The sequence below is a fragment of the Ruegeria sp. BA12 genome, assembly GCF_056539625.1.
This window is the reverse complement of the sequence record NZ_JBQFVF010000006.1, coordinates 158888-183871: the sequence shown is the minus strand read 5'-3', so window position 1 is coordinate 183871 and position 24984 is coordinate 158888. Positions and strand designations below refer to the sequence as shown.

Here is a 24984-nt window from a genome sequence, read left to right as displayed (position 1 = left end):
TGTGGCAAAAAAATGTCTCAATTTCAAGCCATCCATTCCAAGAGAGGCTGGAAAATTAGAGTGTTATCGGAAAATTTGAAACAATGCTCACCTCTCTGGGCAAACTAGCCTAGCGAAGGAGACAATCATTTTTTCCTTAATTGGTTCCAGAGCAGTTCAGCCTTTGTCCCGCCAGCGATTCACAATCGGATAGCGGCGATCCAGCCAGAAAGCCCGATGTGTCAACCGAGTTCCGGGGGCGGACTGAAAGCGTTTGTATTCGCTGATATAGATCAGATGCTCGACCCGCCGCGCATCAGCCTCGTCAAATCCGGCAGCGACACAATCGGCGATCGAGCCCTCACGATCGACCAGAATATCCAGAATGGCATCCAAAACCGGATAGTCGGGCAGGCTGTCGCTGTCCTTTTGGTCCTCACGCAGCTCGGCACTGGGCGGTTTGTCGATGACCGAAGGGCGGATCACCACACCTGCGGGCCCCATCATCCAGTCGCGGTGGTTTGCATTGCGCCAGCGGCAGGTCTCGAACACACGGGTTTTGTACAAATCCTTGATCGGGTTATAGCCGCCGTTCATGTCGCCGTAGATGGTGGCATATCCCACCGCGACCTCGGATTTGTTGCCTGTGGTCAGAAGCATCTCACCAAACTTGTTCGAGATCGCCATCAACAGCAAACCGCGCAAGCGGGATTGAATGTTCTCTTCGGTCAAATCCGCATCACACCCAGTAAACAGCGGGGCCAAGGTCTCGGTCACGGCTGCCCTGCTGTCCGAGATCGGCACATAGTCATAGTGAACGCCCATCGCCTTGGCGACGGCTTCGGCATCGTCCAATGACGCCTGACTGGTGTATTCCGAAGGCAGCATCACACAGCGAACATTCTCAGCGCCAATGGCATCCACTGCGATAGCCGCGACCAAGGCAGAATCAACGCCGCCCGACAAACCCAGCAGCGCTTTTTTGAACCCGGTCTTGCCCATATAATCGCGCAAGGATTGCACCATGGTGCGATAGTCCTGCTCCCATTCGTCGGGCTGCGGCACGATTTCAGCGGGCACGATGCGCCAGCCATCATCGCCACGCTCCAGATCGATCTGCGTCACGGCCTCGTCAAAGACAGGCATCCGAAACGCCAGCTCTCCGCCCGGGTTCAGGCCAAACGTGGCCCCGTCGAATACCTGATCGTCCTGACCGCCAACCATGTTCAGATAGATCAGCGGCAGCCCAGTCTCGACCACGCGGGCCACCATATGGTTCAGGCGCACGTCGTATTTGTTGCGAAAATACGGCGAACCATTGGGGATCAGCAGAAACTCGGCCCCGGTTTCCTCAAGCGTTTCGGCCACGTCCGGATGCCAGCTGTCTTCGCAGATCGGGCTGCCGATGCGGGTGTTGCCAACCGCATAAGGCCCGCCCAAAGGCCCGGCATCGTACAGGCGAACTTCGTCGAATACAGTTTCATTGGGCAAATGATGTTTCAACGACTTGCTGCTGATCCGCCCGTTCTTGAGGATCAGGTACGCATTGAAAAGATTGCCATCTTCTGCCCAAGGTCCGCCAATCGCCACCGCAGGGCCATCGGCGCATTGTTTGGCCAGATCCACGACCGCCTCCATCGCCGCCCGGTGGAATGCAGGCTTCATCACGAGGTCCTGCGTGTTGTAGCCGGTGATGAACATCTCGGGGAACGCCACCAGATCGGCCCCGACCTCGCGCCCCTGCTTCCACGCGGCCAACGCCTTGGCAGCGTTACCGTCGATATCCCCCACAGTGGGATTGAGTTGCGCCAGAGTGATACGGAAACGGTCGGCCATTGTGCCCTCTTGCCCTCGTCAGTCTTACAGCCATTTAGCAGATCATTGCGCAAGTAAAAGGCAAATGCGGCAAAACCCGTTGCTCTGCCCCCACCGGTACCTTAGTTTTGCGCAAAAGGATGAACACTGGGCAGGCAGGACAGATTATGAACGCTTTTCGCATTTCCATTGCCGCATCAGCAATCGCTCTGATCGCTGCTGGCGCCGCCGCGCAGAACGGTCAGGTAATTACCACGGACGATGAAGTTGGCGGCGTCTATGAAGGCACGTTCGAAAACGGCCTGCGCCACGGGACCGGCACGTATCGCCTGCCTAACGGGTTCGAATATAGCGGCGAATGGGCCGAGGGTGAAATTCAGGGCAAGGGGATTGCCCGTTATGTCAACGGCTCGATCTACGAAGGCATGTTTGTCAAAGGGCAACCCGAAGGGCGCGGCAAGATCATCTATGCCGACGGCGGCAGCTACGACGGTGAATGGGCCGACGGGTCACTCAATGGCGCTGGCATCGCGATCTATGCCAATGGCGCGCGCTACGAGGGCAATTTCAAAAACGCGCGTTATCACGGCAAGGGCGTGATGACGGACCCCAGCGGCTTTAGCTATGACGGGGACTGGGTTGATGGTGTCAAACAGGGCAGTGGCAAGATTACCTATGCCGAAGGCGGTATCTACGAGGGCGAAGTCAAGGATGGTCAGCGCCACGGTCAAGGCAGCCTGACCCTGCCCGACGGGATGACTTACGTCGGCGATTGGGTCGAAGACCGCATAACAGGCTCCGGGCGTATGACCCTTGTCAACGGTGACGTCTACGAAGGCGAACTGATCGAGGGTCGGCGGCAAGGCAAGGGCAAGATGATTTATGCCAATGGCGACGTCTACGAAGGCGACTATGCCAACGATCTGCGCCATGGTCAGGGGGCCTATACCGGCACTGACGGATTTGCATACACCGGCGAATGGACCGACGGGCTGCTTGAGGGTTTAGGTGAGATGACCTATCCGGATGGCTCGGTCCATGTCGGCGATTTCAAGGCTGATTTGGCCGAGGGCAAGGGCCTGATCACCTACCCCGACGGCTCGACCTATGACGGCGATTGGATCGCTGGCGTGATTGAAGGTCAGGGTATTTCCACCTATCCCAACGGCACGGTCTACAAAGGACAGTTCAAAAACGCCAAACCGAGTGGCAAGGGCATTCTGACTTCTGCTGACGGGTCCAGCTATGACGGGGATTGGGCCGATGGTCTGCGTCAGGGCAAGGGCTTGTCCACGTATCCCGATGGCACCACCTATTCCGGCGAGTTCAACGCAGGCAAACGCCACGGGCAAGGTGAAATCGTCATGGCCAATGGGTTCAGCTATTCTGGACAATGGACCGAAGGCAAGATCACCGGTGACGGGATCGCCACATACCCAAGCGGCGATGTTTACGAGGGCAGCTTTGTCGACGCCAAACGGCACGGCAACGGCACAGTGCGCTATGCCAACGGCGAAGAGGAAACCGGTGTTTGGGAAAACGGTGCATTGGCGACATCGAACAGCACAACCCCTGAGACGGATACAACAGACACCACCGATTCGGACGGTTGAACTATCACCACGGCACGGGGTCTCCGGCCCAATCGAAAAACCCTCCAGTTTCGGCTGGAGTTAAATGCGCCATCACGGTCAACAGGTTCTCGGCGGCTTCATCCGGTGCAACAGCGGGATGACGTCCCAGGTATTTTCGGGTGAATTCAGTTTTCACGGTGCCAGGATGGAGGGCAACGCAGATCGCTTGCTGGTGGGTACGATGCAGTTCGATCGCCCCCGTATGTACGATCTGGTTCACCGCGGCTTTTGCTGCGCGATAGCTGACCCAACCGCCCAGCCTATTGTCCCCGATGGACCCGACGCGCGCCGATAGCACAGCAAAAATCGCCCGGCGATCCCGCGGCAGCAGGCGTGATGCATGGCCCAGAATCAGTGCAGGTCCGACGGCGTTCAACGCAAACTGGCCCATCATTGTCTGTGCTGTGACCGCGCGCATTGTTTTTTCCGGGGCCGCCCCGTTGATCTCTAACGCGCCCGAGGCGACAAGGATCAAATCGAAGGGGCCGGACAACTTGCCCAATACGCTCTCAATACCGGCGGGATCGGTTAAATCAAACCCGTCCGTAGACCGCGACAAGGTGGTCACCGCCACGCCCTGCCGCCTCAGTCGGTGACATACCGCCTGACCGATTCCTCCTGACGCGCCTATGATCAACGCTGTTTTCATCACTAACCACCTAGACGTCCTGTTACGCGGATCAATACGCCACTCTTGAAAGAAACCCCTGCAACAGCAGTTAAGGCGCAAATGGGTCTTTTCATTCTGGGCGGGCTCTGTATAAATTCCGCCCCATGATCAACCGCGCAGATATCCCTTTTGCCGACACCGCCCTGCGCGGTGCGTCTCTGCGTGGCCTACTGATCCTAATCCGCCTCTGAGCGTGCCATCCGGCGCGCCCGCTCAGAGGAGGACGCCCGCGCGCCATAGGCTTTAGGACAGAAGAAGAAAGAGAATCCCATGACCAACGTGACCGACCAAGACCGCGTCTTGATCTTTGACACCACTTTGCGCGACGGCGAGCAAAGCCCCGGCGCAACCATGACCCATGACGAAAAGCTGGAAATCGCAGAACTGCTGGATGAAATGGGCGTCGACATCATCGAGGCCGGTTTCCCCATCGCGTCCGAGGGCGATTTCAAAGCGGTTTCCGAGATCGCCGAGCGATCCAAAAACAGCCGCATCTGCGGCCTGGCGCGTGCCAATTTCGCGGATATCGACCGCTGTTGGGAAGCCGTCAAGCACGCCGGAAAGAACCGAATTCACACGTTTATCGGCACCTCACCACTGCACCGCGCCATTCCGAACCTGACACAGGACGAAATGGCCGAGAAAATCCACGAGACTGTCAGCCACGCTCGCAACCTGTGTGAAAACGTGCAATGGTCGCCGATGGATGCAACGCGGACCGAGTGGGACTATCTGTGCCGCGTGATCGAGATTGCGATCAAGGCCGGCGCCACGACGATCAACATCCCAGACACTGTGGGCTATACGGCCCCGATGGAATCGGCTGACCTGATCAAGCGCCTGATCGAGACGGTGCCGGGTGCAGATGAGGTGGTATTTGCCACCCACTGCCACAACGATCTTGGCATGGCGACGGCGAACTCGCTGGCCGCTGTCGCGGGCGGGGCACGTCAGATTGAATGCACGATCAATGGCCTTGGCGAACGCGCAGGCAATACGGCGTTGGAAGAGGTCGTCATGGCGCTGCGCACCCGCAACGACATTATGCCGTGGAACACCGGCATTGATACGACCAAGATCATGCATATCTCTCGCCGCGTTGCGACGGTGTCGGGCTTCAACGTGCAGTTCAACAAGGCCATCGTTGGCAAGAACGCCTTTGCCCATGAAAGTGGTATCCACCAGGATGGCATGCTGAAGAACCGCGAAAACTTTGAGATCATGCGCCCCGAAGATATCGGCCTCTCGGGCACGTCCTTGCCTTTGGGAAAACACTCGGGCCGTGCGGCGTTGCGCGACAAGCTGGAAACGCTGGGCTATGAGGTTGGTGACAACCAGCTCAAGGATATCTTCGTGCGGTTCAAGGATTTGGCTGACCGCAAGAAAGAGGTGTTTGACGACGATCTTATTGCACTGATGACGCTGGACGATGAAGACGATCATCTGCAATTGGTGTCGATGAAAGTGACCTGCGGAACCGGCGGGCAAGCGGAGTCGACGGTTGAGTTGGAAGTGGACGGCAAAGACATCATCGCAACCGAACACGGCGACGGTCCGGTGGATGCGACCTTCAAGGCTATCCGCGCGATCTTTCCGAACAAAGCCCATCTTCAGCTGTATCAAGTGCATGCAGTAACCGCGGGCACTGATGCCCAGGCCACGGTGTCAGTCCGTCTGGAAGAAGACGGCATGATTGCAACGGGTCAATCGGCCAACACGGATACGGTTGTGGCTTCGGCCAAAGCCTATCTTCACGCCTTGAACCGCCTGATCGTACGCCGTGAAAAAACCGGCCCCGGTGCCGACGCGCGCGAGATCAGCTACAAAGATCTGACCTAGAGACAAAGGTCAAAGGCTCCCGCATCCGCGGCGGCCCGGCTTCGCCGAACCTTCTTGGGTTTTGGGCCCGGCAGCGCGCCAAAGGCGCGCTGCCGGGCCCAACTCGGTTGGCTGCATCTTTGATGCGGGCAAACGAGGCGGGAGCATTCTGGAATTGACTGTAGACTGTGTTCAGAGCGCCTTGAACAACTTAGTCAACCTGGCGGCTTCGTTTTCCAGACCGAAAGGTGCATTGACGATAAACATACCTGAACCGACCATGCGGTGCCCTTCTCGCACCGGATCAAACCGAACCTCGTGGCAAAACGCCTTGGGCAGATTCTGCGCCTGCAGCGCCGAAACCATGGCCCGGTGACGGTCATCCGTTAGAAGCGGATACCACAGGGCAATCACGCCAACATTCCACTTGCGATGCAGTTTGGCGATGATGCCGGGCAGACGATCATATTCCGATTTCACCTCGTAGCTTGGGTCGATCAGCAACATCCCGCGCCGCGGCGTCGGCGGCAGCAGGGATTGCGCCAATTCGTACCCATCCTGCTGATACACTTTGGCTCCATAGGGTGACATCGCCATAGCCAAAGCCGCGTGTTCCTGCGGGTGTAGCTCCGCAAAGTGCAAACTGTCCTGATCGCGCAGCAAACTGGCCGCGATCATCGGAGAACCGGGATAGGCCACGCTCCCCTGTCGCTGCTGAACCGCCGCAATTGCCCGGCTCAGTGGATGATCCGCATCGAACCAGTCGGCCTTTTGGGCTCGCCCGATTCCCGCCGCCGCCTCGCCCGTGCGCAGTGCCTCAACCGCATCCAGCTTATACAGCCCCCGTCCAGAGTGGGTTTCAAGGTATGTCAGCGGCTTGTCTTTGCGGGTCAAATAATTCAGCACCCATGCCAATAATGCGTGCTTTTGCACATCAGCCAGATTCCCGGCGTGGTAAATGTGTTGATAAGAGAGCATATTGCCTTCTAAAGTCCCTCTCAATAAGGCGGAAAGGTGCTGATTGTCGCGGAATCAGCCCTTTAACCGGGCGTATTGGCACCCTATAAGTCATCCGTCCCGGAACCGTCGAGTCGCGGGCAGTAGAAAACCGACATACAGGATCAGGGGAATCATGGGGATCTTTGGCAATCTAGGCGGCCTGTTCACAGCGGACATGGCCATCGACCTTGGGACAGCGAACACGCTGGTTTATGTCAAAGGACGCGGCGTGATCCTGTCGGAACCGTCCGTTGTCGCCTACCACGTGAAAGACGGTGTGAAAAAAGTGCTGGCCGTGGGCGAGGATGCCAAGCTGATGTTGGGCCGGACGCCGGGTTCGATTGAAGCCATCCGCCCGATGCGTGAAGGCGTCATTGCCGATTTCGACACCGCCGAAGAGATGATCAAACATTTCATCCGCAAGGTGCATAAGCGCTCGACCTTTTCGAAACCCAAAATCATAGTCTGCGTTCCACACGGCGCAACTCCGGTTGAAAAGCGTGCGATCCGTCAGTCGGTTCTGTCCGCAGGTGCGCGTCGCGCCGGATTGATTGCGGAACCTATTGCTGCCGCGATCGGTGCTGGCATGCCAATTACTGACCCGACCGGCAACATGGTCGTTGATATCGGCGGCGGCACCACCGAGGTGGCCGTTCTGTCGCTGGGCGACATCGTCTATGCCCGTTCAGTCCGTGTGGGCGGAGACCGGATGGATGAAGCCATCATCTCGTATCTGCGCCGCCAGCAGAACCTGCTGGTGGGTGAATCGACCGCCGAGCGGATCAAGACCACCATTGGCACCGCCCGTATGCCCGATGACGGCCGCGGTCAGTCGATGCATATCCGTGGCCGCGACCTGCTGAACGGCGTGCCGAAGGAAATCGAAATCAGCCAGGCGCAAGTGGCCGAGGCATTGTCGGAGCCAGTTCAGGCGATCTGCGAAGCCGTCATGACCGCGCTGGAAACCACTCCGCCCGATCTGGCTGCGGACATCGTGGACCGAGGCGTCATGCTGACCGGAGGTGGCGCGCTGCTGGGCGATCTGGATCTGGCCCTGCGCGAACAAACCGGGCTGGCCGTGTCGATTGCAGATGAAAGCCTGAATTGTGTGGCTTTGGGCACCGGCAAGGCGTTGGAATATGAAAAACAGCTGCGCCACGCGATTGACTACGAAAGCTAAGGCGCGCACCCTTTAAGGGACAACACTCGGGCAAGAGCAGCACGGGAAGGTAACCTGTGGCAAAGGACCGATCACAGCGCGACGAATACACCACCCCCCTGCGCCGTCTGCTGTTGGGGATTGTGGTGCTGTGCCTGCTTGCCATCTTTCTGGTCTGGCGGATCGACAGCCCGCGCGTGGAACGGTTCCGCGCGCAGGTCGTGGACCGGGTGGTGCCCTCGATGGAGTGGGCAATGGTCCCGGTCACCGCCGTGGTCAACCTGGTCCGCGATTTCCAAAGTTACCAACGCCTGAGCGAACAGAACCAGGAGCTGCGCAGCGAGCTGCGCCTGATGCGCGCCTGGAAAGAAGCAGCACTTCAGCTTGAACAGGAAAACGCCCGGCTGTTGGATTTGAACAACGTGCGTCTCGATCCCCGTCTGACCTATATCACCGGGGTCGTGATGGCCGATAGCGGGTCACCCTTCCGGCAGTCGGTTCTGCTGAATGTGGGGGAACGCGACGGCATCACCGATGGCTGGGCCACAATGGATGGGATTGGTGTGGTCGGGCGCATTTCCGGCGTGGGGCCGGACACGGCACGGGTGATCCTGATGACCGATGCCTCCAGCGCGATCCCTGCCACAATCCAGCCCTCTGGCCAGACCGCCCTGATCACCGGCGACAACACGTCCGCACCGGCGGTCGAGTTTCTGGAGAACCGAGAGCTGGTCCGCCCCGGCGACCGGGTCGTAACCTCGGGCGATGGTGGCGTGTTTCCCGGCGGTTTGCTGATCGGTCAGATCACTGCTGATCCCGGCGGTCGCCTGCGGGTGCGCCTGTCAGCAGATTTTGAACGGCTCGAATTTCTGCGGGTGCTGCGCTATCAATCAGCGCCTCAGATCCGCGATACGGGTGATATCGTCGGTCCACGAAACCCCGAGGCCGCCCTGACCCCGTCCGAGGTCGGCGATGGATAACGCAACCTCACAGCTTTGGTCCAAGCGTGGGCTGTATCTTATACTGGCCGCCCTTGTGCTATTTCTGCACTTGCTGCCACTGGACACGAAACCGGACCGCTGGCCATTTCCCGACTTTTTGATCGCACTGACTTTTGCCTGGGTATTGCGGCGGCCCGAATTTGTACCGACCCTGCTGATCGCCTTCGTCATGCTGATGGCTGATCTGTTGTTACAACGCCCGCCCGGCTTGTTGGCCGCGCTCGTAGTGTTGGGCTCGGCTTATCTGCGCTCGGCTGCATTTGGAATGCGGGATTCAGGTTTTGTTAGCGAATGGTCCACCGTTGCGGTGGCGATCACGGGAGTTTTCATGCTGAACCGTGTCATTCTTGCTATTGTGTCTGTACAACAAGCGGCATTGGGGCCTGTAGTGATACAAGTGGTTCTGACAATTGCGGTTTATCCTTTGATCGTTCTGCTTAGCCAGAACGCGCTTGGCGTGCGGCGCGCAACCGTGGCCAATACCAATGCCGTAGGGGCACGGGGATGAAACAGCGCAAACCCAAAGCCCCGGGCCTTGCCTATAAACGCCTGCCTCGTCGAGCATTGCTTTTGGGTGGGCTACAAGCCGCCTTCATCGGCGGGCTCGCCGCCCGGATGCGCTATATGCAGGTGGATCAGGCCGATGAATACCGCCTGCTGGCCGAGGAAAACCGGATCAATATCCGCCTGATCCCGCCAACCCGTGGACGGATCTACGACCGGAACGGCGAGATCATCGGCCAGAACTCGCCCTCATACCGTATCGTCATGGTGCGCGAAGATGCCGGTGACGTCGATCAGGTTATCGCCAAGCTTTCAGAGCTGATCCCCCTGACGGCAGATGAGATTGAACGCGCCAAGACCGAAATGCGCCGCTCGGCCCCGTTCCTGCCGGTCACGCTGGCCGATCAGGTCACGTGGGAGGATATCTCGAAGGTTGCCGTCAACGCACCCGCCCTGCCCGGTGTGATCCCCGAAGTGGGACAGACAAGGCAGTACCCGCGCTATGAGGATTTTGCCCATGTGGTCGGCTATGTCGGCCCGGTCAGCGATTATGACCTGAGCCAGATCGAAGACCCAGAGCCGGTCCTACGAATTCCGCGGTTCCAGATCGGCAAGGTCGGGCTAGAGGCCAAGCAAGAGATTGCCCTGCGCGGCAAAGCCGGGGCGAAACGGGTCGAGGTCAACGCCACCGGCCGCGTGATGCGTGAACTGGACCGGCAAGAAGGTGAGACCGGGGCCGACTTGCAGCTTTCTGTCGATGCGGATCTACAGCAATACGCGCAAGCACGTCTGGCCGGGGAAAGTGCCGCCGCCGTGGTGATCGATTGCGAAACCGGCGATATCCGTGCCATCAGTTCAGCCCCCAGTTTTGATCCGAATCTGTTCGTGCGCGGTATCTCGGTCGCAGACTATCGGACGCTGACACAGGACAATTACCGCCCGCTGGCCAACAAGACGGTTCAGGGCACCTATCCGCCGGGCTCGACCTTCAAGATGATCACCGCCATGGCCGCGCTTGAGGCCGGGGTGATCGGGCCATCGAACACAGTCTATTGTCCCGGCCACCTAAAGGTGGGCAGCCGCCGCTTCCACTGCTGGAAACGCGGCGGGCACGGCACGGTTGATTTGGAAACCTCGCTGAAACGCAGCTGCGACGTCTATTATTATGACGTGGCTCTGCGCACCGGTATCGACAAGATTTCGGAAATGGCGCGCATTTTTGGTCTGGGCGTAAAGCACGACATACCGATGTCTGCCGTCGCCGCCGGGTTGGCACCTAACCAGGCGTGGAAGCAGCGTGTTCATGGCGAGGAATGGCTGGTCGGCGACACGGCGAATGCCTCGATCGGTCAAGGCTTTATGCTGGCCTCACCGCTGCAATTGGCAGTCATGACGGCGCGGATTGCAACCGGTCGCGCGGTGTCGCCGCGGCTGGTACGCTCGGTGAACGGGATTGAACAACCTTCCGGCGCGGGAGAACCGCTGGCGGTGAACCGCAATAATCTGGAACAGGTGCGTCATGCCATGTTCACGGTCTCGAACAACCGGCGCGGCACCGCCTATCGCAGCCGTATCATCGCGGATGAATTCCGCATGGCCGGTAAAACCGGCACCAGCCAGGTGCGCAACATCACCAAGGCGGAGCGCGCAGCCGGTGTGATCCGCAACGAAGACCTGCCATGGGAACGCCGCGACCACGCGCTGTTCGTCAGCTTTGCACCCTATGACAATCCGAAATTCGCCGTGGCCGTGGTGGTGGAACATGGCGGCGGTGGCTCCAAGGCAGCGGCCCCGGTCGCACGGGACATCATGTTGCAAGCGCTGTACAACGGCACACCGCCGCTCGAGGCCTATCCGGCTGGCGATCGCGACCGCATCAAGGAACAGCAAAAACGGCTTGAGGGCGATCGCCGCCCCAAAGCGCGTCCGACCGAGAAGGACCGCGCATGAGCTATCTTGAATATGCCGTCAAATCCACACCGTCGGGGTTCCGCAAATTCCTGTATATGAACTGGCCACTGACCCTGTTGCTGATCAGCACAGCAAGTGCCGGATTCCTGATGCTGTATTCGGTTGCGGGTGGATCGTGGATGCCCTGGGCGGAACCGCAGATGGAACGCTTTGGGCTGGGTCTGACAGCGATGTTCATCATCGCGCTGGTACCGATCTGGTTCTGGCGAAACATGTCTGTCGTGGCCTATCTCGGGTCAATCGTATTGCTTGTTTTCGTTGAGCTTTTTGGCACCATCGGCATGGGCGCGCAGCGCTGGATCGACCTGGGATTCATGCGACTGCAGCCGTCCGAGGTTATGAAAGTTGCGCTGGTTATGGTTTTGGCCGCCTATTACGACTGGCTACCGTCTCATAAAACGTCACGCCCGCTGTGGGTGCTGATCCCGGTGGCGTTGATCCTGATCCCCACGTTCATGGTTCTGAAACAGCCCGATCTGGGCACCTCAATCCTGCTGTTGGCGGCAGGTGGCGGGCTGATGTTTTTGGCTGGAGTCCACTGGGCCTATTTCGCCGCCGTCATCGCCGCTGTGGTCGGCCTGATTGCCACCGTGTTCAACAGCCGCGGGACCGAGTGGCAGTTGCTCAAGGATTATCAGTTCCGACGGATCGACACGTTTCTGGACCCGTCTACCGATCCGCTGGGCGCAGGGTATCACATCACCCAGTCCAAGATCGCTTTGGGATCGGGGGGATGGAACGGGCGCGGGTTCATGCAGGGTACGCAGTCGCGTCTGAACTTTTTACCCGAAAAACACACCGACTTCATCTTTACCACGCTGGCCGAAGAGTTCGGCTTTGTCGGTGGCATCACCCTACTGACTCTGTATGGCCTGATCCTGGTGTTCTGCCTAATCACCGCGCTCTCGACAAAAGATCGATTCTCATCACTGGTGACGCTGGGCATCGCACTGAATTTCTTCCTGTTCTTTGCTGTCAACATGTCGATGGTGATGGGCCTTGCCCCGGTGGTGGGAGTGCCGTTGCCGATGGTCAGCTATGGCGGTTCCGCCATGCTGGTTCTGATGGCCGCCTTCGGCATCGTCCAAAGCGCCCATATCCACCGCCCCCGCTGATCCGAAAGGCCCCTTATGCCCGTGAACGTCCTGTTTTCCGCGCGCCCAGCGCAATGGCCGATCTATAAGCCTCTATTGACCAAAGGCCTGACCGAAGCCGGGGTAGACTTTCACCTGGCAACCGAGTTTGAGCCGGATCAAGTCGACTATATTGTCTATGCCCCAAGCGGTGGGTTACTGGATTTCACCCCATACACCCGGCTGAAGGCCGTGCTTAGCCTGTGGGCCGGGGTAGAAAAAATCGCGGGGAATGCGACCCTGACCGTGCCGCTGGCGCGGATGGTGGATCATGGCCTGACACAAGGCATGACCGAATGGGTGGTGGGCCACGTGCTGCGCCATCACCTCGGCATGGATCGACACATCACCGTGCAGGATGGTGTCTGGACCCCTGCACCGCCCCCGCTGGCAACCGGACGTCAGGTCTGTGTTCTGGGCCTTGGCGCGTTGGGCGAAGCGGCAGCGCGTGCGCTGGCGGCGCTGAATTTCGATGTCACTGGCTGGAGCCGCACAGCCAAGGATATTCCCGGTATCACTTGCCTGCATGGTCCTGACGGGCTGCGTACAGCCTTGTCGCGGGCCGAGATCGTGGTTCTGCTGCTGCCCGACACACCCGCCACCGTGAATATATTGAACGCCGACACTCTGGCCCTGCTGCCAAAGGGTGCTTGCATTATCAACCCCGGTCGGGGCCCGTTGATCGACGACGATGCCCTGCTGGCGGCACTGAATACGGGTCAGGTCGGTCACGCGACGCTGGACGTGTTTCGGGTTGAGCCGCTGCCTGCAGATCACCCCTATTGGGCGCATCCGAACGTGACGGTGACCCCGCATATCGCATCGGAAACCCGGCCCGAAACAGCGGCGCAGGTGATCTGCGAGAACATCCGCCGGGGTGAGGAAGGCAAACCCTTCCTGCACCTCGTTGACCGGTCTCTGGGGTACTAGGCCGCGATCAGGCCACGCCCTTTCAGCAAGGCCTCAACCCCCGGCAACCGACCGCGGAAGGCTAGGTACAGCTCTTCGGCCTCGCGTGAGCCGCCGGTGGACAGGATGTTTTCTTCCAACGCTTTAGCGCGTTCGGGGTCAAAGGCCCCTCCGGCCTCTTCAAACGCGGCAAAGGCATCGGCGTCCATGACCTCGGACCACATATAGCTGTAATAGCCCGCGCTATAGCCATCGCCCGCAAAGACATGCGCGAAATGCGGGGTGGCGTGGCGCATCCCAATGGCTTGCGGCATGCCGATCTGGGACAAAACCTCAGCCTGTTTCGCCATTGGATCAGCCGGGGCATTACCATCGTGGAACGCCAGATCGACCAGCGCCGAGGCAACATATTCCACCGTCTGAAACCCCTGATCGAAATTGGCGGCCTTAAGCACTTTTTCCAACATCTCCTGTGGCATCGCTTCGCCGGTTTCGGCGTGAGTGGCAAATTCGGCCAGAACCTCGGGCACTTCCAGCCAGTGTTCATATAGCTGGCTGGGCAACTCTACAAAGTCCCGCGCCACGCTGGTGCCCGAAATGCTTTCGTAGGTCACATCGGACAGCATCTGATGCAGCGCGTGACCGAACTCGTGGAATAGGGTCCGGGCATCGTCGTAAGACAACAACGCAGGATCGCCCTTGGCAAAGTTGCAGACGTTGATCACGACCGGCGCCTGCACTTTGGGGAACTTGGCCTGCGACCGCATCGCACTGCACCATGCCCCTGACCGTTTAGACCCCCGTGCGAAGTAGTCGCCTATGAATACGGCTATATGTTGCCCGTTGCGCGTGACTTCCCACGCGCGGCAATCGGAGTGATAAAGCGGCACATCCAACGGTGCGAATTCAAGCCCGAACAAGCGGTTTGCGCAGGCAAAGGCAGCCTCGATCATCCGATCCAACTGCAGGTAAGGCTTCAACGCGGCCTCATCCAGATCATGCTCGGCCTTGCGGCGTTTCTCGGCATAATAGCGCCAGTCCCACGCTTCCAGCGGGCCGTTGACGCCGTCCTCCTGCATCATCTGCGTCAGGATTTCAGCATCGGCATCGGCGCGTGACTTGGCGGGGCCCCAAACTTGCATCAGCAGGTCGCGCACCTTGTCAGGCGTGCGGGCCATTTCAGTTTCCAGCTTGAAACCGGCGAAGCTGTCATAGCCCAGCAGCTTGGCGCGTTCTTCGCGCAGTTGCAGGATTTCAGCTGAGATATTGCGATTGTCGGTCTCACCGCCATTGGCACCACGCGCCGCCCAGGCCCGATAGGCCTTTTCCCGCAGGTCGCGCCGGGGCGAGAATTGCAAGAACGGCACAATCAGCGAGCGCGACAGGGTGACCACCGGACCCTTTACTCCCTTTTCCTGCCCCGCAGCGCGGGCGGTATCCACCACGAATGCAGGCAACCCCTCAAGATCGTTTTCGGATAGCTCCATATACCAATCACGTTCGTCGGCCAGAAGGTTTTGCGTGAAAGACGTTCCCAACGAGGCCAGCCGTGCCTTGATGTCCTGCATCCGGGCGTCCTGTTCGCCCTCAAGCGCCCCACCCGCGCGGACAAAACCGCGATGGGTCAGCATGAGAACGCGGGCCTGTTCATCCGTTAGGTTCAGATCCTCCTTGCGAGACCACAGATCGGCCAGCCGTTGAAAAAGAGCCTTATTCGAAGAAATGCCCGAGAAATGCGCCGCAAGTTTGGGCGAGAAGTCTCGTTGCAGCTCCTCTCGTGCCGGGTTGCTGTCTGCCCCTGCGACCGTAAAAAAGACCGACAACACCTTGTCCATCTGCTCTCCAGCAGCTTCCAGCGCTTCGACCGTATTGGCAAAGGTGGGCGCATCGGGGTTATCGGCAATCGCGTCGATCTCGGCGTTATGCGCCTGCATGGCCTGCTCGAGCGCGGGGGCGAAATCGTCGTCTGAGATTGCGTTGAACGGAGCGATTTCAAACGGCGTGGTCCAGTTGGACAGGATCGGGTTGGTCATGCAAATCTCCTTTGCTGGTCAAGCTAGGGAGGCGGGCTGGAATGGTCCAGAGGTGGCGTATCAAATTCCGCGACAATCCAGTTTCGCGCGCCAGAAACAGGGCGCGGTTTCAGGGGCTCCCGCCCCCGCAGCGCGCATCAAAGATGCGCCTTGGCGGCGTTGGGCCGGACCGCGCGCTGACGCGCGCGGCGGTTGCATCTAGTTTTCGGAACCTGCGCAAATGGGGCAATCTTCCCGGCGTGATAGGGTGATTTTACGACTTTCACCAAATAGCGCGTCGTAGATCAGCATCTCACAGCGCAGGGCTTGCCCCGCCCCAGTGATTACCTTGATCGCCTCGACCGCCATCATCGAGCCTACCACGCCGGGCAACGGGCCAATCACACCAGCCTCGGCGCAGGAGGGGGCCAGACCGGGGGCCGGAGCCTGGGGGAAGATACATTGATAGCAGGGCGCACCATTGGCCGGGTCGAAGACGCTGAGCTGGCCTTCCCATTGTGACAGCGCGCCCGAGATCAGGGGCTTGCCCAGCGCGACAGCAGTGCGGTTTGCCAAATAACGGGTGTCAAAGTTATCGGTGCCATCAAGGATCAGGTCAAAATCGGCAAACAGTTCAGTGGCGATTTCATCCGTCAGGCGGCGGTGATATGGCAGAACAACCACATTGGGGTTCTGCGCCAGCATCGCCTGTTGGGCCGAAAAGACCTTGGGCATGCCGATATCTGCGTCGCGATGGATAACCTGCCGTTGAAGATTGGCGTTTTCAACCTCGTCATCATCAATCACGCCGATAGTCCCCACTCCGGCGGCAGCCAGATATTGCAACGCAGGTGCCCCAAGACCGCCAGCACCGATGACCAGAACCCGCGCCTGTTTCATCTTTTTCTGTCCCGGCCCGCCCAGCTCACGCAGGACGATATGGCGGGCATAGCGCTCAAGTTCGGTCTCAGAAAACTGGTCGGATGGCATTGCGGGCTCCTTGGCTGAGGCTGGCGCGGCGCGGTTTCGCAACGCTTTCAGAACACGTCCGTAAACCAGTACCAGCAACACCGTACCCGCCAGTATCAGCCACATCGCCGCAGAACCGCCGGTCGCCTGACGCAACGGATGCCCATCAGGCAGCAGCAATTGAGCCGTAATCACACCCAGAAGCAGCACGGCCACCGAAGTCGTGCGGGCCGTTCTCGATACACCAGCCAGATAACCGATGCCCCACAGACCAGCCGCTAAAATCCCGACCAGAAGCATCAGCCGCGCCCGGTCGAGCCGAAACCACCCGCCCCGCGCGCCGTGTCGCTGAGCATATCAACCGCTTCGAACGCGGCTTGCACGACCGGGGCTACGACCAGTTGCGCGATGCGTTCGCCATGAGTGATCTCGAACGCCTCTTGACCTGCGTTCAGGACGATCACACCCAATGGGCCGCGATAGTCGCTGTCGATCGTACCGGGCGTATTGGGCAGAGTGATCCCGTGTTTCAGCGCCAGACCCGAACGGGGGCGCACCTGAACTTCGAACCCCTGCGGAATTTCGATCCTTAGACCAGTGGGCACCAGGGCGCGTTGGCCCGGTTCAAGCGTGATTGACGCACCGCCGGGCAGGTTTGCCCGCACATCCGCACCAGCCGCCCCCACGGTTTCATAAGACGGCAAGGGTACTGAGGGGTCAGCGCCCTGTTCGCGGATCACACGAATTGCAACCATCACCGTTCCTCTTGTCTAGCTCGTCAAAGCGTCGGCGATCTTGGTCGCCAAACGCTCGGCCACTGCATCTTTGCCCATGCGCGGCCATTCCTCAGCCCCATCATCCGAGATCAGGATCACCGCATTCTCGGACCCGCCCATGATCCCGGTTGCCGGGCTGACATCATTTGCCACGATCCAGTCACAGCCCTTACGCCCCCGTTTGGCGGTGGCATGTTCGATCACATTGTCCGTCTCGGCGGCAAATCCCACAACCAGCGCCGGGCGACCGGTTTTCATATGCGATACGCGTTTTAGGATGTCGGGATTTTCGGCAAACTCCAGCGCTGGCATCCCATCGCGGCTTTTCTTCAGCTTTTTGTCCGAGGCACTGGCGACCCGCCAATCCGCGACAGCTGCAGCGAACACGCCTGCATCCACCGGCAGTGCGGCATTGACGGCGTCCGACATTTGCAGCGCGGTTTCGACCTGCACGACCTGCACCCCTGGGGGCGGCGGAACATCCGCTGGGCCGGTAACAAAGACCACGTCAGCGCCCAGTGCAGCAAGCGCCCGGGCCACCGCCGTACCCTGCGCCCCAGACGAGCGATTGGCAATATAACGCACCGGGTCAATCGGTTCATGCGTCGGCCCCGAGGTCACAAGCACACGCTTACCGCTAAGCGGGCCCTGACCCAGTTCCGCCTCAATCGCTGCGACGATCTCAAGCGGTTCTGACATGCGGCCGGGGCCGTATTCGCCGCAAGCCATATCACCCTCGTTCGGGCCGACAAAACGGACGCCGTCGGCCTGTAATTGCTTCAAATTGCGCTGCGTCGCCGGATGGTCCCACATGCGCACATTCATCGCAGGGGCACACAGAACCGGCGTGTCGGTCGCCATCAACAGGGTCGAGGCCAGATCGTTCGCCAGCCCGGTAGCCATCTTCCCCATCAAATCCGCCGTCGCGGGGGCCACAACGATCAAATCCGCCGAGCGCGACAATTGGATATGCCCCATCTCGGCCTCATCTGTTAGATCGAACAGATCGCGATAGGCTTTCTCTCCGGCCAGAGCCGCCACGGACAGGGGTGTCACGAATTCCTCAGCCGCGCGCGTCAACACGGGCGTCACGGCCGCGCCGCGTTCTTGTAGGCGCCGGATCAGGTCCAGCGACTTATAGGCCGCGATCCCACCGCCGATAATCAGCAGAATGCGTTTCGATGCCAGCATGTTGAGCCCTTCCTGTCCCGGTCGGCCCCGACATTAGGCAAGGGGGCCTGACAGTTCCAGCGGTTAATTCTGCTTTTGAAACGCCAGACATGGGTCTTCACGTTCAACGCTGGGGCTGTCGATCACTGCGTCGAATGTGCCATTAACCACGCCATCTTCGGATTGACCCAGCACAAAGACCTTCAGCCCCGGGCGCAATCGGTACAAAAAGGTGGGAATGCCCCGATCTTTACGGGCATGGCCATTCCCGGTAATCACCGCCACCGGGCCGCCAGTTTCATCGGTGGCGCGCAAGATGGCGCGCGTCAGCACCGCATCGCGCAAGCGCTGAATGGCCACCAGTTGCGGCAAGGCGCTTTCGGGGATCGCATCGCAATGGGCGGCCAGTTGATCGGCTTCGCGCGCGGCCTGTTCGTCGGCTGGCAAAGGCACGGTCAACCCGTAACGTGCCGCATCCGCGCCCAAAGCGGTGGCCGCACCTCGCTCCATCGCGGCTCGGGCTGCGGCCCGTGGAACCATCGCCCCATAAACCGGCGCGTCTGATGCCTGAAACACCGGGTAATACATGCTGAGCGGCGGCCAGCCCGATTCAAGCCATTCCAGAATGCGCGCAAGCTCTTCGGGGTTGGACACAGCCTTATCCGCCAGTCGCTGCGCACCTTCTTCGGTTACCATCTCCCACACAACAGCCGAGGGGGTGATGGCCTTCAATGCTTCGGCCTGAATGACATGGTGTTGCGGGTTGTCGTGTATCTCGCCCAAAATGACTACATCCGCCGAGGTCATCGCGGCCAGAATATCATTGGGGATCAAATCCTCGGCCTGGCCGGGCGCGGCCATAACCATCAGTGTACAAACAAGAATCGCAAGCTGTCTCATGCGATGAAGTGTTGCACCTCGCGCGACTGGGCTTCAAGGTTCTTACGCATTTTCACAAAAGCCGCAGCCTCAAGCTGACGCACGCGTTCCTTGGACAGGCCAAGCTCTTGCCCCAGACTTTCCAGCGTGCGGGCAGGATCGCGCAGCTTGCGTTCGCGCACGATAAAGCGTTCGCGGTCGTTCAACGCCTGCATCGCCGTCACCAACCATTCGCGCAGCTGTTCGGTATCGTGGCTGTTTTCAACCGTCTCGGCAGCTTGCTCGCGTTCATCCTCTAGCGCATCGATCCACTCCCGACCGTCTTCATCGGTCGATTGCACCGCGTTCAGTGAGAAATCCGAGCCCGAAAGGCGCCCTTCCATCATCTCAACATCACGCAAGGGCACGCCGATTTCAGCTGCAATCATCTGGTGCAACTGATGACGGTCCAGATCCATCCCTTCGGTTGCGGCCTCGCGTTCCAAACGCGCCTGAACCCGCCGCATGTTGAAAAACAGAGATTTCTGCGATGAGGTCGACCCAGTGCGCACCATCGACCAGTTGCGCATCACGTAGTCCTGAATGCTCGCCTTGATCCACCAGACCGCATAGGTTGAAAAGCGCACACCTCGGTCGGGATCAAATTTGTCAGCCGCTTTCATAAGGCCCAATCCGGCCTCTTGAATCAGATCATTCATCGGCGCGCCGTATCGCTTGAACTTGGCCGCCATCGAAATCGCCAGCCGCATATAGGCCGTGATCAACCGATGCAACGCTTGTTCGTCACGGTCGTCACGCCACGCATAAGCCAGCTTTAATTCAGTTTCTGCGTCCAGCAATTCGGCTTTCATTGCCTGCCGGGACATCGAAAAATCGGTTCCATTATCCAGTGCCATGGAAATCTCCCCTTTTCACAGGCGCGGGCCGGGCTTGCCTTACCGACCTAGGGTCGATACGCAGAACAAAACCGGGTGGATCACCAGAAAGGTAATAATAGTGTATCCGGATTTAACCTTTGTATTGGGTGGCGCGGCCTCTGGTAAATCTGCCTTTGCCGAGCAAATTGTTGTTTTATCAGGAAAAACCCGCGCTTATCTCGCCACATCACAAGTGTTTGATGATGAGATGCGCGACAAGGTTCAGCGCCATATCGCCCAACGCGGTGCAGGATGGTCGACGATCGAGGCCCCATTTGATCTTGGCCCGGCCCTGTCCGATTTGACCCCCGATCATATCTGTCTGATCGACTGCGCCACCATGTGGCTGACCAATCATCTGTTGGCTGAAAACGATCTGGAACAAGCCCAATCTGTGCTGTTGCAGGCCCTGCAATCGTGCCGGGCGCCGGTTATCATCGTCTCGAACGAAGTCGGCCATGGCATCGTCCCGGACAACTCTCTGTCCCGCCGCTTCCGCGAAGCCCAGGGACGGTTGAACATCGCGCTGGCCGCGCAGGCCGATCTGGTCGTGCAGGTCACAGCTGGGCTTCCGCTGGTGCTGAAAGGACAATTGCCGTGACCCGGCTGCATCTTGTTCGTCACGGGCCGACCCATGCGAAAACCATGGTCGGGTGGTCCGATCTGCCTGCCGACCTCAGCGATCACGCCGCTATCGCGCGGTTGCACGACCATCTGCCAGACAAGGCGCTGGTGGTATCATCTGACTTGCTGCGGGCCACCGATACGGCATCGGCCATTCAGGGTAAACGCCAGCGCCTGCCGCATCATAGAGACCTGCGCGAGATTCACTTCGGCACATGGGAATTGCGCAATTTCAAAGAGATTGAGGCCGAAAACCCCGATCTGGCCTTTGCGTATTGGGACAATCCCGGCGACGTGCGCCCGCCCAAAGGTGAAAGCTGGAACGAGGTTCGCGCCCGCGTCGATGCCGTGATCGACCAGTTGATTGCCGATTACACGGGCCACGACCTGATCATCGTGGCCCATTTCGGCGTGATCCTAACCCAGGTGCAGCGCGCCCTTGGCGTTGACGCACAAGAGGCGTTCAGCCATCGCATCGACAACCTCTCGGTCACCGACATTACTCATCACGGCGATCGGTGGTCTGTTGGGCAGATCAATCACTGTCCGTGATCACACCCCGCACAAATCACTGATTTACTGAACGATCGCGGCGCGCCATCGTAGTCGTATGACCTATGAATTATTTATCGGAGACCGCCTGTTTTCCAGCTGGTCCTTGCGCGGTTGGCTGATGCTGGAAAAGTTCGGCCTGCCCTACCGAAACCACATGATCGGTCTCTATTCCGGCACCATGACCGAGGATATGAAGCCACTGGCTCCGGCGCGCCTTGTCCCTGCCCTGCGCCTGCCGGATGGGACCATAGTGGGCGAAAGCCTTGCCATGGCCGAGACTTTGGCCGAACGGCATCCAGAGGCCGGGATGTGGCCCGAAGACGTAGCCGCCCGCGCAACGGCCCGGTGGCTGTGCGCCGAAATGACTGCCGGGTTCGCCGCGTTGCGCGCGGAATGTTCGATGCAACTGTTGCACTGCTGGCAGGGATTTGATCCATCGCCTGAAACGCTGGTTGATCTGGACCGGATCGAAACCCTCTGGGCACATGCCCGCACTATATCCGGTGCAGACTCCGGGCCGCTTTTCGGCAGGTATTCTCTGGTGGATGTATTTTACACCCCCGTGGCCGCGCGGATCATTGGCTATGGTTTACCTGTGTCCGTGGCTAATCGGGAATATTGCCTGGATTTGCTATCCGACCCTTCGGTCCGACAATGGCGCGCAATGGGATTGACCGTGACCTATGATCCGTTCCCCTACGCATTCGACCTGCCGTCACAGGCATGGCCCATCGGCGCGCAAACCGATGCCCAATCTGTAGATAACGGACCATCGATCAACGATATCTGTCCTTATTCCGGCAAAGCGGTCACCCATTTTCTGGAACTGGACGGTCAGCGCTGGGGATTCTGTAACCAATTCTGCCGCGACAAAACGGTTGCGGACCCCGGTGCCTGGCCAAAATTCTTAGCAATGACCGACACCGTTAACCATTCGTAAACCGCATCCATGGCAGCAACGACCTGTTAACCAAACAGGTCGTTCATGGTCGCCCGTTCTCATACCGTCGCTTTCCAAGGGGTTGATGCCCGCCCGGTCGAGGTGCAATGCGCCGTCTCGCCGGGCCTGCCCGCTTTTTCCATCGTAGGCCTGCCCGACAAGGCCGTGTCCGAGGCCCGCGACCGCGTCCGCAGCGCGCTGAGTTCGATGGCCATCGCGCTGCCGTCGAAACGGATCACCATCAACCTGTCCCCCGCTGACCTGCCCAAAGAAGGCAGCCATTTCGACCTGCCCATCGCCGTCGCGCTGCTTTCGGCGTTGGAAATCATCCCGCCCGACGCCGCCGAAGGCGCGGTTTCGCTGGGCGAGTTGTCTCTGGACGGCTCGCTGGTTCCGGTCGTCGGTGCGCTGCCTGCCGCCATGACTGCCGCAGCAGAGGATCGCGCGTTGCTGTGCCCCCGAGCCTCCAGCGCCGAGGCGGCTTGGGTGGATGCCACACAGGTCATCGGCGCGGGATCACTCGGCGATGTCGTACGCCATTTTTCGGGCCAGTCGCCCTTGCCAGCGGCCCAACCCGGCGAAGTGAACTTGGCGCCCAGCGCCCGCGATCTACGCGATGTAAAAGGGCAGGAACGGGCCAAGCGCGCGCTGGAGATCGCCGCCGCAGGCCGCCACCACCTGATCATGATCGGCACACCCGGATCGGGTAAATCCATGCTCGCCGCGCGCCTGCCCGGTATTCTGCCGCCTCTGACCCCGACCGAGGCACTGGAAACTTCGATGATCCAATCTCTGTGCGGGTTGCTGGACGAAGGCGGCATCAGCCGCAGCCGTCCCTTTCGCGAACCCCACCATACCGCCTCTATGGCGGCGATCGTTGGGGGTGGCAAGGGCGCCAAGCCGGGCGAGATTTCCTTGGCTCATAATGGCGTTCTGTTCTTGGACGAATTTCCCGAATTCCCGCGCACCGTGCTGGAAACCCTGCGCCAACCTATCGAGACTGGCGAGGTTATGGTCGCGCGCGCAAATGCCCATGTGAAATACCCCTGCCGGTTCATGCTGGTGGCTGCAGCCAACCCCTGCAAATGTGGATATCTGACCGATCCCGCCCGCGCCTGTTCTCGCGCGCCTGTCTGCGGAGAGGACTATCTGGGCCGCATATCAGGCCCGCTGATGGATCGGTTTGATCTGCGGATCGAGGTGCCCCCAGTCGGGTTCACCGATCTGGACCTGCCACCTTCCGGCGACAGTTCGGCGACAGTTGCAGCGCGCGTCGACCAGGCCCGCGCCATTCAGGCCGAACGGTTCCAGGACACGCCCGCTACGCGGCAGAATGCCGATGTTGAAGGTTCGATACTGGAAGAAATTGCCGCGCCGGATGCCGAAGGCAAAGAGTTGCTGTTGAAGGCCGCTGAACGGTTCGGCCTGTCGGCGCGCGCCTTTCACCGTATTTTACGGGTCGCGCGCACGATTGCAGATCTCGATGGCACACCAGATGTCCGGCGCCCTCACGTGGCCGAGGCGCTGAGCTTTCGCATCAGCGCCAAGGTTGCCTCTTAAAGCTTGGCTTCAATGGCCTGCCAGATTTTTTCGGCGATGTTCACATCGTCGAAGCGCTCAAGCTCCTGAATGCCGGTGGGCGAGGTCACGTTGATTTCGGTCAGATAGTCTCCGATCACGTCGATCCCTACGAAAATCTGGCCTTTTTCTTTCAGCAACGGGCCAATCGCCGCGCAAATCTCCCGGTCACGCTCGGACAAGCCGATCTTTTCGGGCCGCCCCCCCACATGCATGTTTGACCGCGTCTCACCCTTCGCCGGAACACGATTGATCGCGCCCACGGCTTCGCCATCCACAAGGATCACGCGCTTGTCGCCGTTGCTGACATCGGGCAGGAATTTCTGCACGATCAACGGCTCGCGCGAGAAGCCTGTAAACAGCTCGTGCAGAGAGGTCAGGTTGCGGTCATTCGCATCCAGCCGGAACACGCCCGCGCCACCGTTGCCATAGAGCGGCTTCAGAATGACATCGCCGTGCTTTTCCTTGAACGCTTTGATGGTTTGCAGATCACGCGCGATCGTGGTTGGCGGGGTCAGGTTAGGGAAATCCAGAACCAGCAGCTTTTCGGGGTAATTCCGCACCCAAAACGGATCATTGACCACCAACACCTGCCCTTTGAGACGATCCAGCAGATGAGTCGAGGTGATATAATGCATATCGAACGGAGGGTCCTGGCGCAGCCAGATCACGTCGAACTCGGCCAAATCCACCTCGCGTTCCGGGCCCAGCTCGGCCGGGTTGCCTGCCACACGCTGCACTTTCATGTCCTGACCGCGCGCGGTGATCCGCCCCTCTTGATAGGCCAACTGGTCCGGGCTGTAGAAAAACAGCATATGCCCGCGCGCCTGTGCTTCTTCGGCCAGACGGAATGAGCTGTCTGCGTTGATATCCACGGCCCCGATCGGGTCCATCTGAAAGGCGATTTTCATGGCGTGTCCCTCAGTTTCACGCCAGATACATGGCCCAGAGGGGCCGAGGGTTCAATGGGTG

The 24984-nt window shown here is 59.6% G+C and carries 22 protein-coding genes; 12 read left to right on the top strand and 10 right to left on the bottom strand.

Annotated features, from left to right (window positions below):
• Nucleotides 1-156 precede the first annotated feature (156 nt).
• A complete protein-coding gene (locus tag ACR0B0_RS13550; protein WP_480648188.1) occupies nt 157-1815 on the bottom strand; it encodes an NAD+ synthase in 1659 nt (552 codons plus the stop codon).
• A 146-nt stretch (nt 1816-1961) separates the two neighbouring features.
• Between ACR0B0_RS13550 and ACR0B0_RS13545 the strand changes: the two genes are divergently transcribed.
• The gene (locus ACR0B0_RS13545) at nt 1962-3407 is read left to right on the top strand and encodes an MORN repeat-containing protein (RefSeq protein WP_480648186.1); all 1446 of its coding nucleotides are present in this window, start codon (nt 1962-1964) and stop codon (nt 3405-3407) included.
• A gap of 4 nt (nt 3408-3411) precedes the next feature.
• Here the strand turns inward: ACR0B0_RS13545 and ACR0B0_RS13540 are convergent, their stop codons facing one another.
• Nucleotides 3412-4077 (bottom strand): SDR family NAD(P)-dependent oxidoreductase, encoded by a 666-nt coding sequence (locus ACR0B0_RS13540; RefSeq protein WP_480648184.1) that lies wholly within the window; start codon nt 4075-4077, stop codon nt 3412-3414.
• 291 nt (nt 4078-4368) lie between these two features.
• Here ACR0B0_RS13540 and ACR0B0_RS13535 point away from each other — a divergent pair, with 291 nt between their 5' ends.
• On the top strand, nt 4369-5937 hold the full coding sequence (locus ACR0B0_RS13535; protein WP_170350561.1) for a 2-isopropylmalate synthase: 1569 nt from the start codon (nt 4369-4371) through the stop codon (nt 5935-5937).
• Nucleotides 5938-6108: 171 nt separating this feature from the next.
• Here the strand turns inward: ACR0B0_RS13535 and ACR0B0_RS13530 are convergent, their stop codons facing one another.
• Complete coding sequence (locus ACR0B0_RS13530; RefSeq protein WP_480648182.1) at nt 6109-6894, bottom strand: 23S rRNA (adenine(2030)-N(6))-methyltransferase RlmJ; 786 nt, start codon at nt 6892-6894, stop codon at nt 6109-6111.
• Between the two features lie 154 nt (nt 6895-7048).
• Between ACR0B0_RS13530 and ACR0B0_RS13525 the strand changes: the two genes are divergently transcribed.
• The 6 genes from ACR0B0_RS13525 to ACR0B0_RS13500 are packed head-to-tail and all read left to right on the top strand — an operon-like array spanning nt 7049 to nt 13613.
• Nucleotides 7049-8095, top strand: coding sequence for a rod shape-determining protein (locus ACR0B0_RS13525; protein WP_008756832.1), 1047 nt, complete (start codon nt 7049-7051; stop codon nt 8093-8095).
• Nucleotides 8096-8151: 56 nt separating this feature from the next.
• Nucleotides 8152-9054 carry a rod shape-determining protein MreC gene (gene mreC, locus ACR0B0_RS13520; protein ID WP_480648180.1) on the top strand — a complete coding sequence of 301 codons (903 nt, stop codon included), beginning with the start codon at nt 8152-8154 and terminating at the stop codon, nt 9052-9054.
• Nucleotides 9047-9583 carry a rod shape-determining protein MreD gene (locus ACR0B0_RS13515; RefSeq protein ID WP_480638753.1) on the top strand — a complete coding sequence of 179 codons (537 nt, stop codon included), beginning with the start codon at nt 9047-9049 and terminating at the stop codon, nt 9581-9583. Before mreC ends, ACR0B0_RS13515 begins: the two co-directional genes overlap by 8 nt.
• The gene (gene mrdA / locus ACR0B0_RS13510) at nt 9580-11529 is read left to right on the top strand and encodes a penicillin-binding protein 2 (protein ID WP_170350565.1); all 1950 of its coding nucleotides are present in this window, start codon (nt 9580-9582) and stop codon (nt 11527-11529) included. Before ACR0B0_RS13515 ends, mrdA begins: the two co-directional genes overlap by 4 nt.
• Nucleotides 11526-12665, top strand: coding sequence for a rod shape-determining protein RodA (rodA, locus tag ACR0B0_RS13505; RefSeq protein ID WP_170350566.1), 1140 nt, complete (start codon nt 11526-11528; stop codon nt 12663-12665). The genes mrdA and rodA overlap by 4 nt, the downstream gene beginning before the upstream one ends.
• Nucleotides 12666-12680: 15 nt before the next feature.
• Nucleotides 12681-13613, top strand: a complete 933-nt coding sequence (locus ACR0B0_RS13500) for a 2-hydroxyacid dehydrogenase (protein WP_480648178.1) — start codon at nt 12681-12683, stop codon at nt 13611-13613.
• Here the strand turns inward: ACR0B0_RS13500 and ACR0B0_RS13495 are convergent.
• The 6 genes from ACR0B0_RS13495 to ACR0B0_RS13470 all read right to left on the bottom strand — a co-directional run bounded on the left by ACR0B0_RS13495 (nt 13610) and on the right by ACR0B0_RS13470 (nt 20294).
• Nucleotides 13610-15625 (bottom strand): M3 family metallopeptidase, encoded by a 2016-nt coding sequence (locus ACR0B0_RS13495; protein WP_480648176.1) that lies wholly within the window; start codon nt 15623-15625, stop codon nt 13610-13612. The two genes, ACR0B0_RS13500 and ACR0B0_RS13495, sit on opposite strands and share 4 nt — an antisense overlap.
• A 198-nt stretch (nt 15626-15823) precedes the next feature.
• A complete protein-coding gene (locus tag ACR0B0_RS13490) occupies nt 15824-16873 on the bottom strand; it encodes a HesA/MoeB/ThiF family protein (RefSeq protein WP_170377688.1) in 1050 nt (349 codons plus the stop codon).
• Complete coding sequence (gene dut, locus ACR0B0_RS13485; protein ID WP_480648174.1) at nt 16873-17328, bottom strand: dUTP diphosphatase; 456 nt, start codon at nt 17326-17328, stop codon at nt 16873-16875. Before dut ends, ACR0B0_RS13490 begins: the two co-directional genes overlap by 1 nt.
• Nucleotides 17329-17343: 15 nt before the next feature.
• Nucleotides 17344-18540 (bottom strand): bifunctional phosphopantothenoylcysteine decarboxylase/phosphopantothenate--cysteine ligase CoaBC, encoded by a 1197-nt coding sequence (coaBC, locus tag ACR0B0_RS13480; RefSeq protein ID WP_170377690.1) that lies wholly within the window; start codon nt 18538-18540, stop codon nt 17344-17346.
• A gap of 63 nt (nt 18541-18603) precedes the next feature.
• Nucleotides 18604-19419, bottom strand: coding sequence for a ChaN family lipoprotein (locus ACR0B0_RS13475; RefSeq protein ID WP_480648172.1), 816 nt, complete (start codon nt 19417-19419; stop codon nt 18604-18606).
• A complete protein-coding gene (locus tag ACR0B0_RS13470) occupies nt 19416-20294 on the bottom strand; it encodes an RNA polymerase factor sigma-32 (protein ID WP_170377693.1) in 879 nt (292 codons plus the stop codon). The genes ACR0B0_RS13475 and ACR0B0_RS13470 overlap by 4 nt, the downstream gene beginning before the upstream one ends.
• Before the next feature lie 100 nt (nt 20295-20394).
• Between ACR0B0_RS13470 and cobU the strand changes: the two genes are divergently transcribed.
• The 4 genes from cobU to ACR0B0_RS13450 are packed head-to-tail and all read left to right on the top strand — an operon-like array spanning nt 20395 to nt 23994.
• Nucleotides 20395-20916: a bifunctional adenosylcobinamide kinase/adenosylcobinamide-phosphate guanylyltransferase gene (gene cobU, locus ACR0B0_RS13465; protein ID WP_170361450.1), complete on the top strand. Its 522-nt coding sequence runs from the start codon at nt 20395-20397 to the stop codon at nt 20914-20916.
• A complete protein-coding gene (locus ACR0B0_RS13460; protein WP_170397225.1) occupies nt 20913-21491 on the top strand; it encodes a histidine phosphatase family protein in 579 nt (192 codons plus the stop codon). Before cobU ends, ACR0B0_RS13460 begins: the two co-directional genes overlap by 4 nt.
• Nucleotides 21492-21549: 58 nt before the next feature.
• Nucleotides 21550-22434, top strand: a complete 885-nt coding sequence (locus ACR0B0_RS13455; protein WP_170397224.1) for a glutathione S-transferase — start codon at nt 21550-21552, stop codon at nt 22432-22434.
• 45 nt (nt 22435-22479) lie between these two features.
• On the top strand, nt 22480-23994 hold the full coding sequence (locus tag ACR0B0_RS13450; RefSeq protein WP_170350577.1) for a YifB family Mg chelatase-like AAA ATPase: 1515 nt from the start codon (nt 22480-22482) through the stop codon (nt 23992-23994).
• On the opposite strand, the gene gshB is transcribed toward ACR0B0_RS13450, so the two are convergent.
• Nucleotides 23991-24923, bottom strand: a complete 933-nt coding sequence (gene gshB, locus ACR0B0_RS13445; RefSeq protein WP_170350578.1) for a glutathione synthase — start codon at nt 24921-24923, stop codon at nt 23991-23993. The two genes, ACR0B0_RS13450 and gshB, sit on opposite strands and share 4 nt — an antisense overlap.
• Nucleotides 24924-24984 lie beyond the last annotated feature (61 nt).

Bases quoted from the DNA above. Each gene is read 5' to 3' on its own strand.
- ACR0B0_RS13550 (WP_480648188.1), bottom strand. From the start codon at position 1,815: ATGGCCGACCGTTTCCGTATCACTCTGGCGCAACTCAATCCCACTGTG.
- ACR0B0_RS13545 (WP_480648186.1), top strand. From the start codon at position 1,962: ATGAACGCTTTTCGCATTTCCATTGCCGCATCAGCAATCGCTCTGATC.
- ACR0B0_RS13540 (WP_480648184.1), bottom strand. From the start codon at position 4,077: ATGAAAACAGCGTTGATCATAGGCGCGTCAGGAGGAATCGGTCAGGCG.
- ACR0B0_RS13535 (WP_170350561.1), top strand. From the start codon at position 4,369: ATGACCAACGTGACCGACCAAGACCGCGTCTTGATCTTTGACACCACT.
- ACR0B0_RS13530 (WP_480648182.1), bottom strand. From the start codon at position 6,894: ATGCTCTCTTATCAACACATTTACCACGCCGGGAATCTGGCTGATGTG.
- ACR0B0_RS13525 (WP_008756832.1), top strand. From the start codon at position 7,049: ATGGGGATCTTTGGCAATCTAGGCGGCCTGTTCACAGCGGACATGGCC.
- ACR0B0_RS13515 (WP_480638753.1), top strand. From the start codon at position 9,047: ATGGATAACGCAACCTCACAGCTTTGGTCCAAGCGTGGGCTGTATCTT.
- mrdA (WP_170350565.1), top strand. From the start codon at position 9,580: ATGAAACAGCGCAAACCCAAAGCCCCGGGCCTTGCCTATAAACGCCTG.
- rodA (WP_170350566.1), top strand. From the start codon at position 11,526: ATGAGCTATCTTGAATATGCCGTCAAATCCACACCGTCGGGGTTCCGC.
- ACR0B0_RS13500 (WP_480648178.1), top strand. From the start codon at position 12,681: ATGCCCGTGAACGTCCTGTTTTCCGCGCGCCCAGCGCAATGGCCGATC.
- ACR0B0_RS13495 (WP_480648176.1), bottom strand. From the start codon at position 15,625: ATGACCAACCCGATCCTGTCCAACTGGACCACGCCGTTTGAAATCGCT.
- ACR0B0_RS13490 (WP_170377688.1), bottom strand. From the start codon at position 16,873: ATGCTTCTGGTCGGGATTTTAGCGGCTGGTCTGTGGGGCATCGGTTAT.
- dut (WP_480648174.1), bottom strand. From the start codon at position 17,328: ATGGTTGCAATTCGTGTGATCCGCGAACAGGGCGCTGACCCCTCAGTA.
- coaBC (WP_170377690.1), bottom strand. From the start codon at position 18,540: ATGCTGGCATCGAAACGCATTCTGCTGATTATCGGCGGTGGGATCGCG.
- ACR0B0_RS13475 (WP_480648172.1), bottom strand. From the start codon at position 19,419: ATGAGACAGCTTGCGATTCTTGTTTGTACACTGATGGTTATGGCCGCG.
- ACR0B0_RS13470 (WP_170377693.1), bottom strand. From the start codon at position 20,294: ATGGCACTGGATAATGGAACCGATTTTTCGATGTCCCGGCAGGCAATG.
- ACR0B0_RS13455 (WP_170397224.1), top strand. From the start codon at position 21,550: ATGACCTATGAATTATTTATCGGAGACCGCCTGTTTTCCAGCTGGTCC.
- ACR0B0_RS13450 (WP_170350577.1), top strand. From the start codon at position 22,480: ATGGTCGCCCGTTCTCATACCGTCGCTTTCCAAGGGGTTGATGCCCGC.
- gshB (WP_170350578.1), bottom strand. From the start codon at position 24,923: ATGAAAATCGCCTTTCAGATGGACCCGATCGGGGCCGTGGATATCAAC.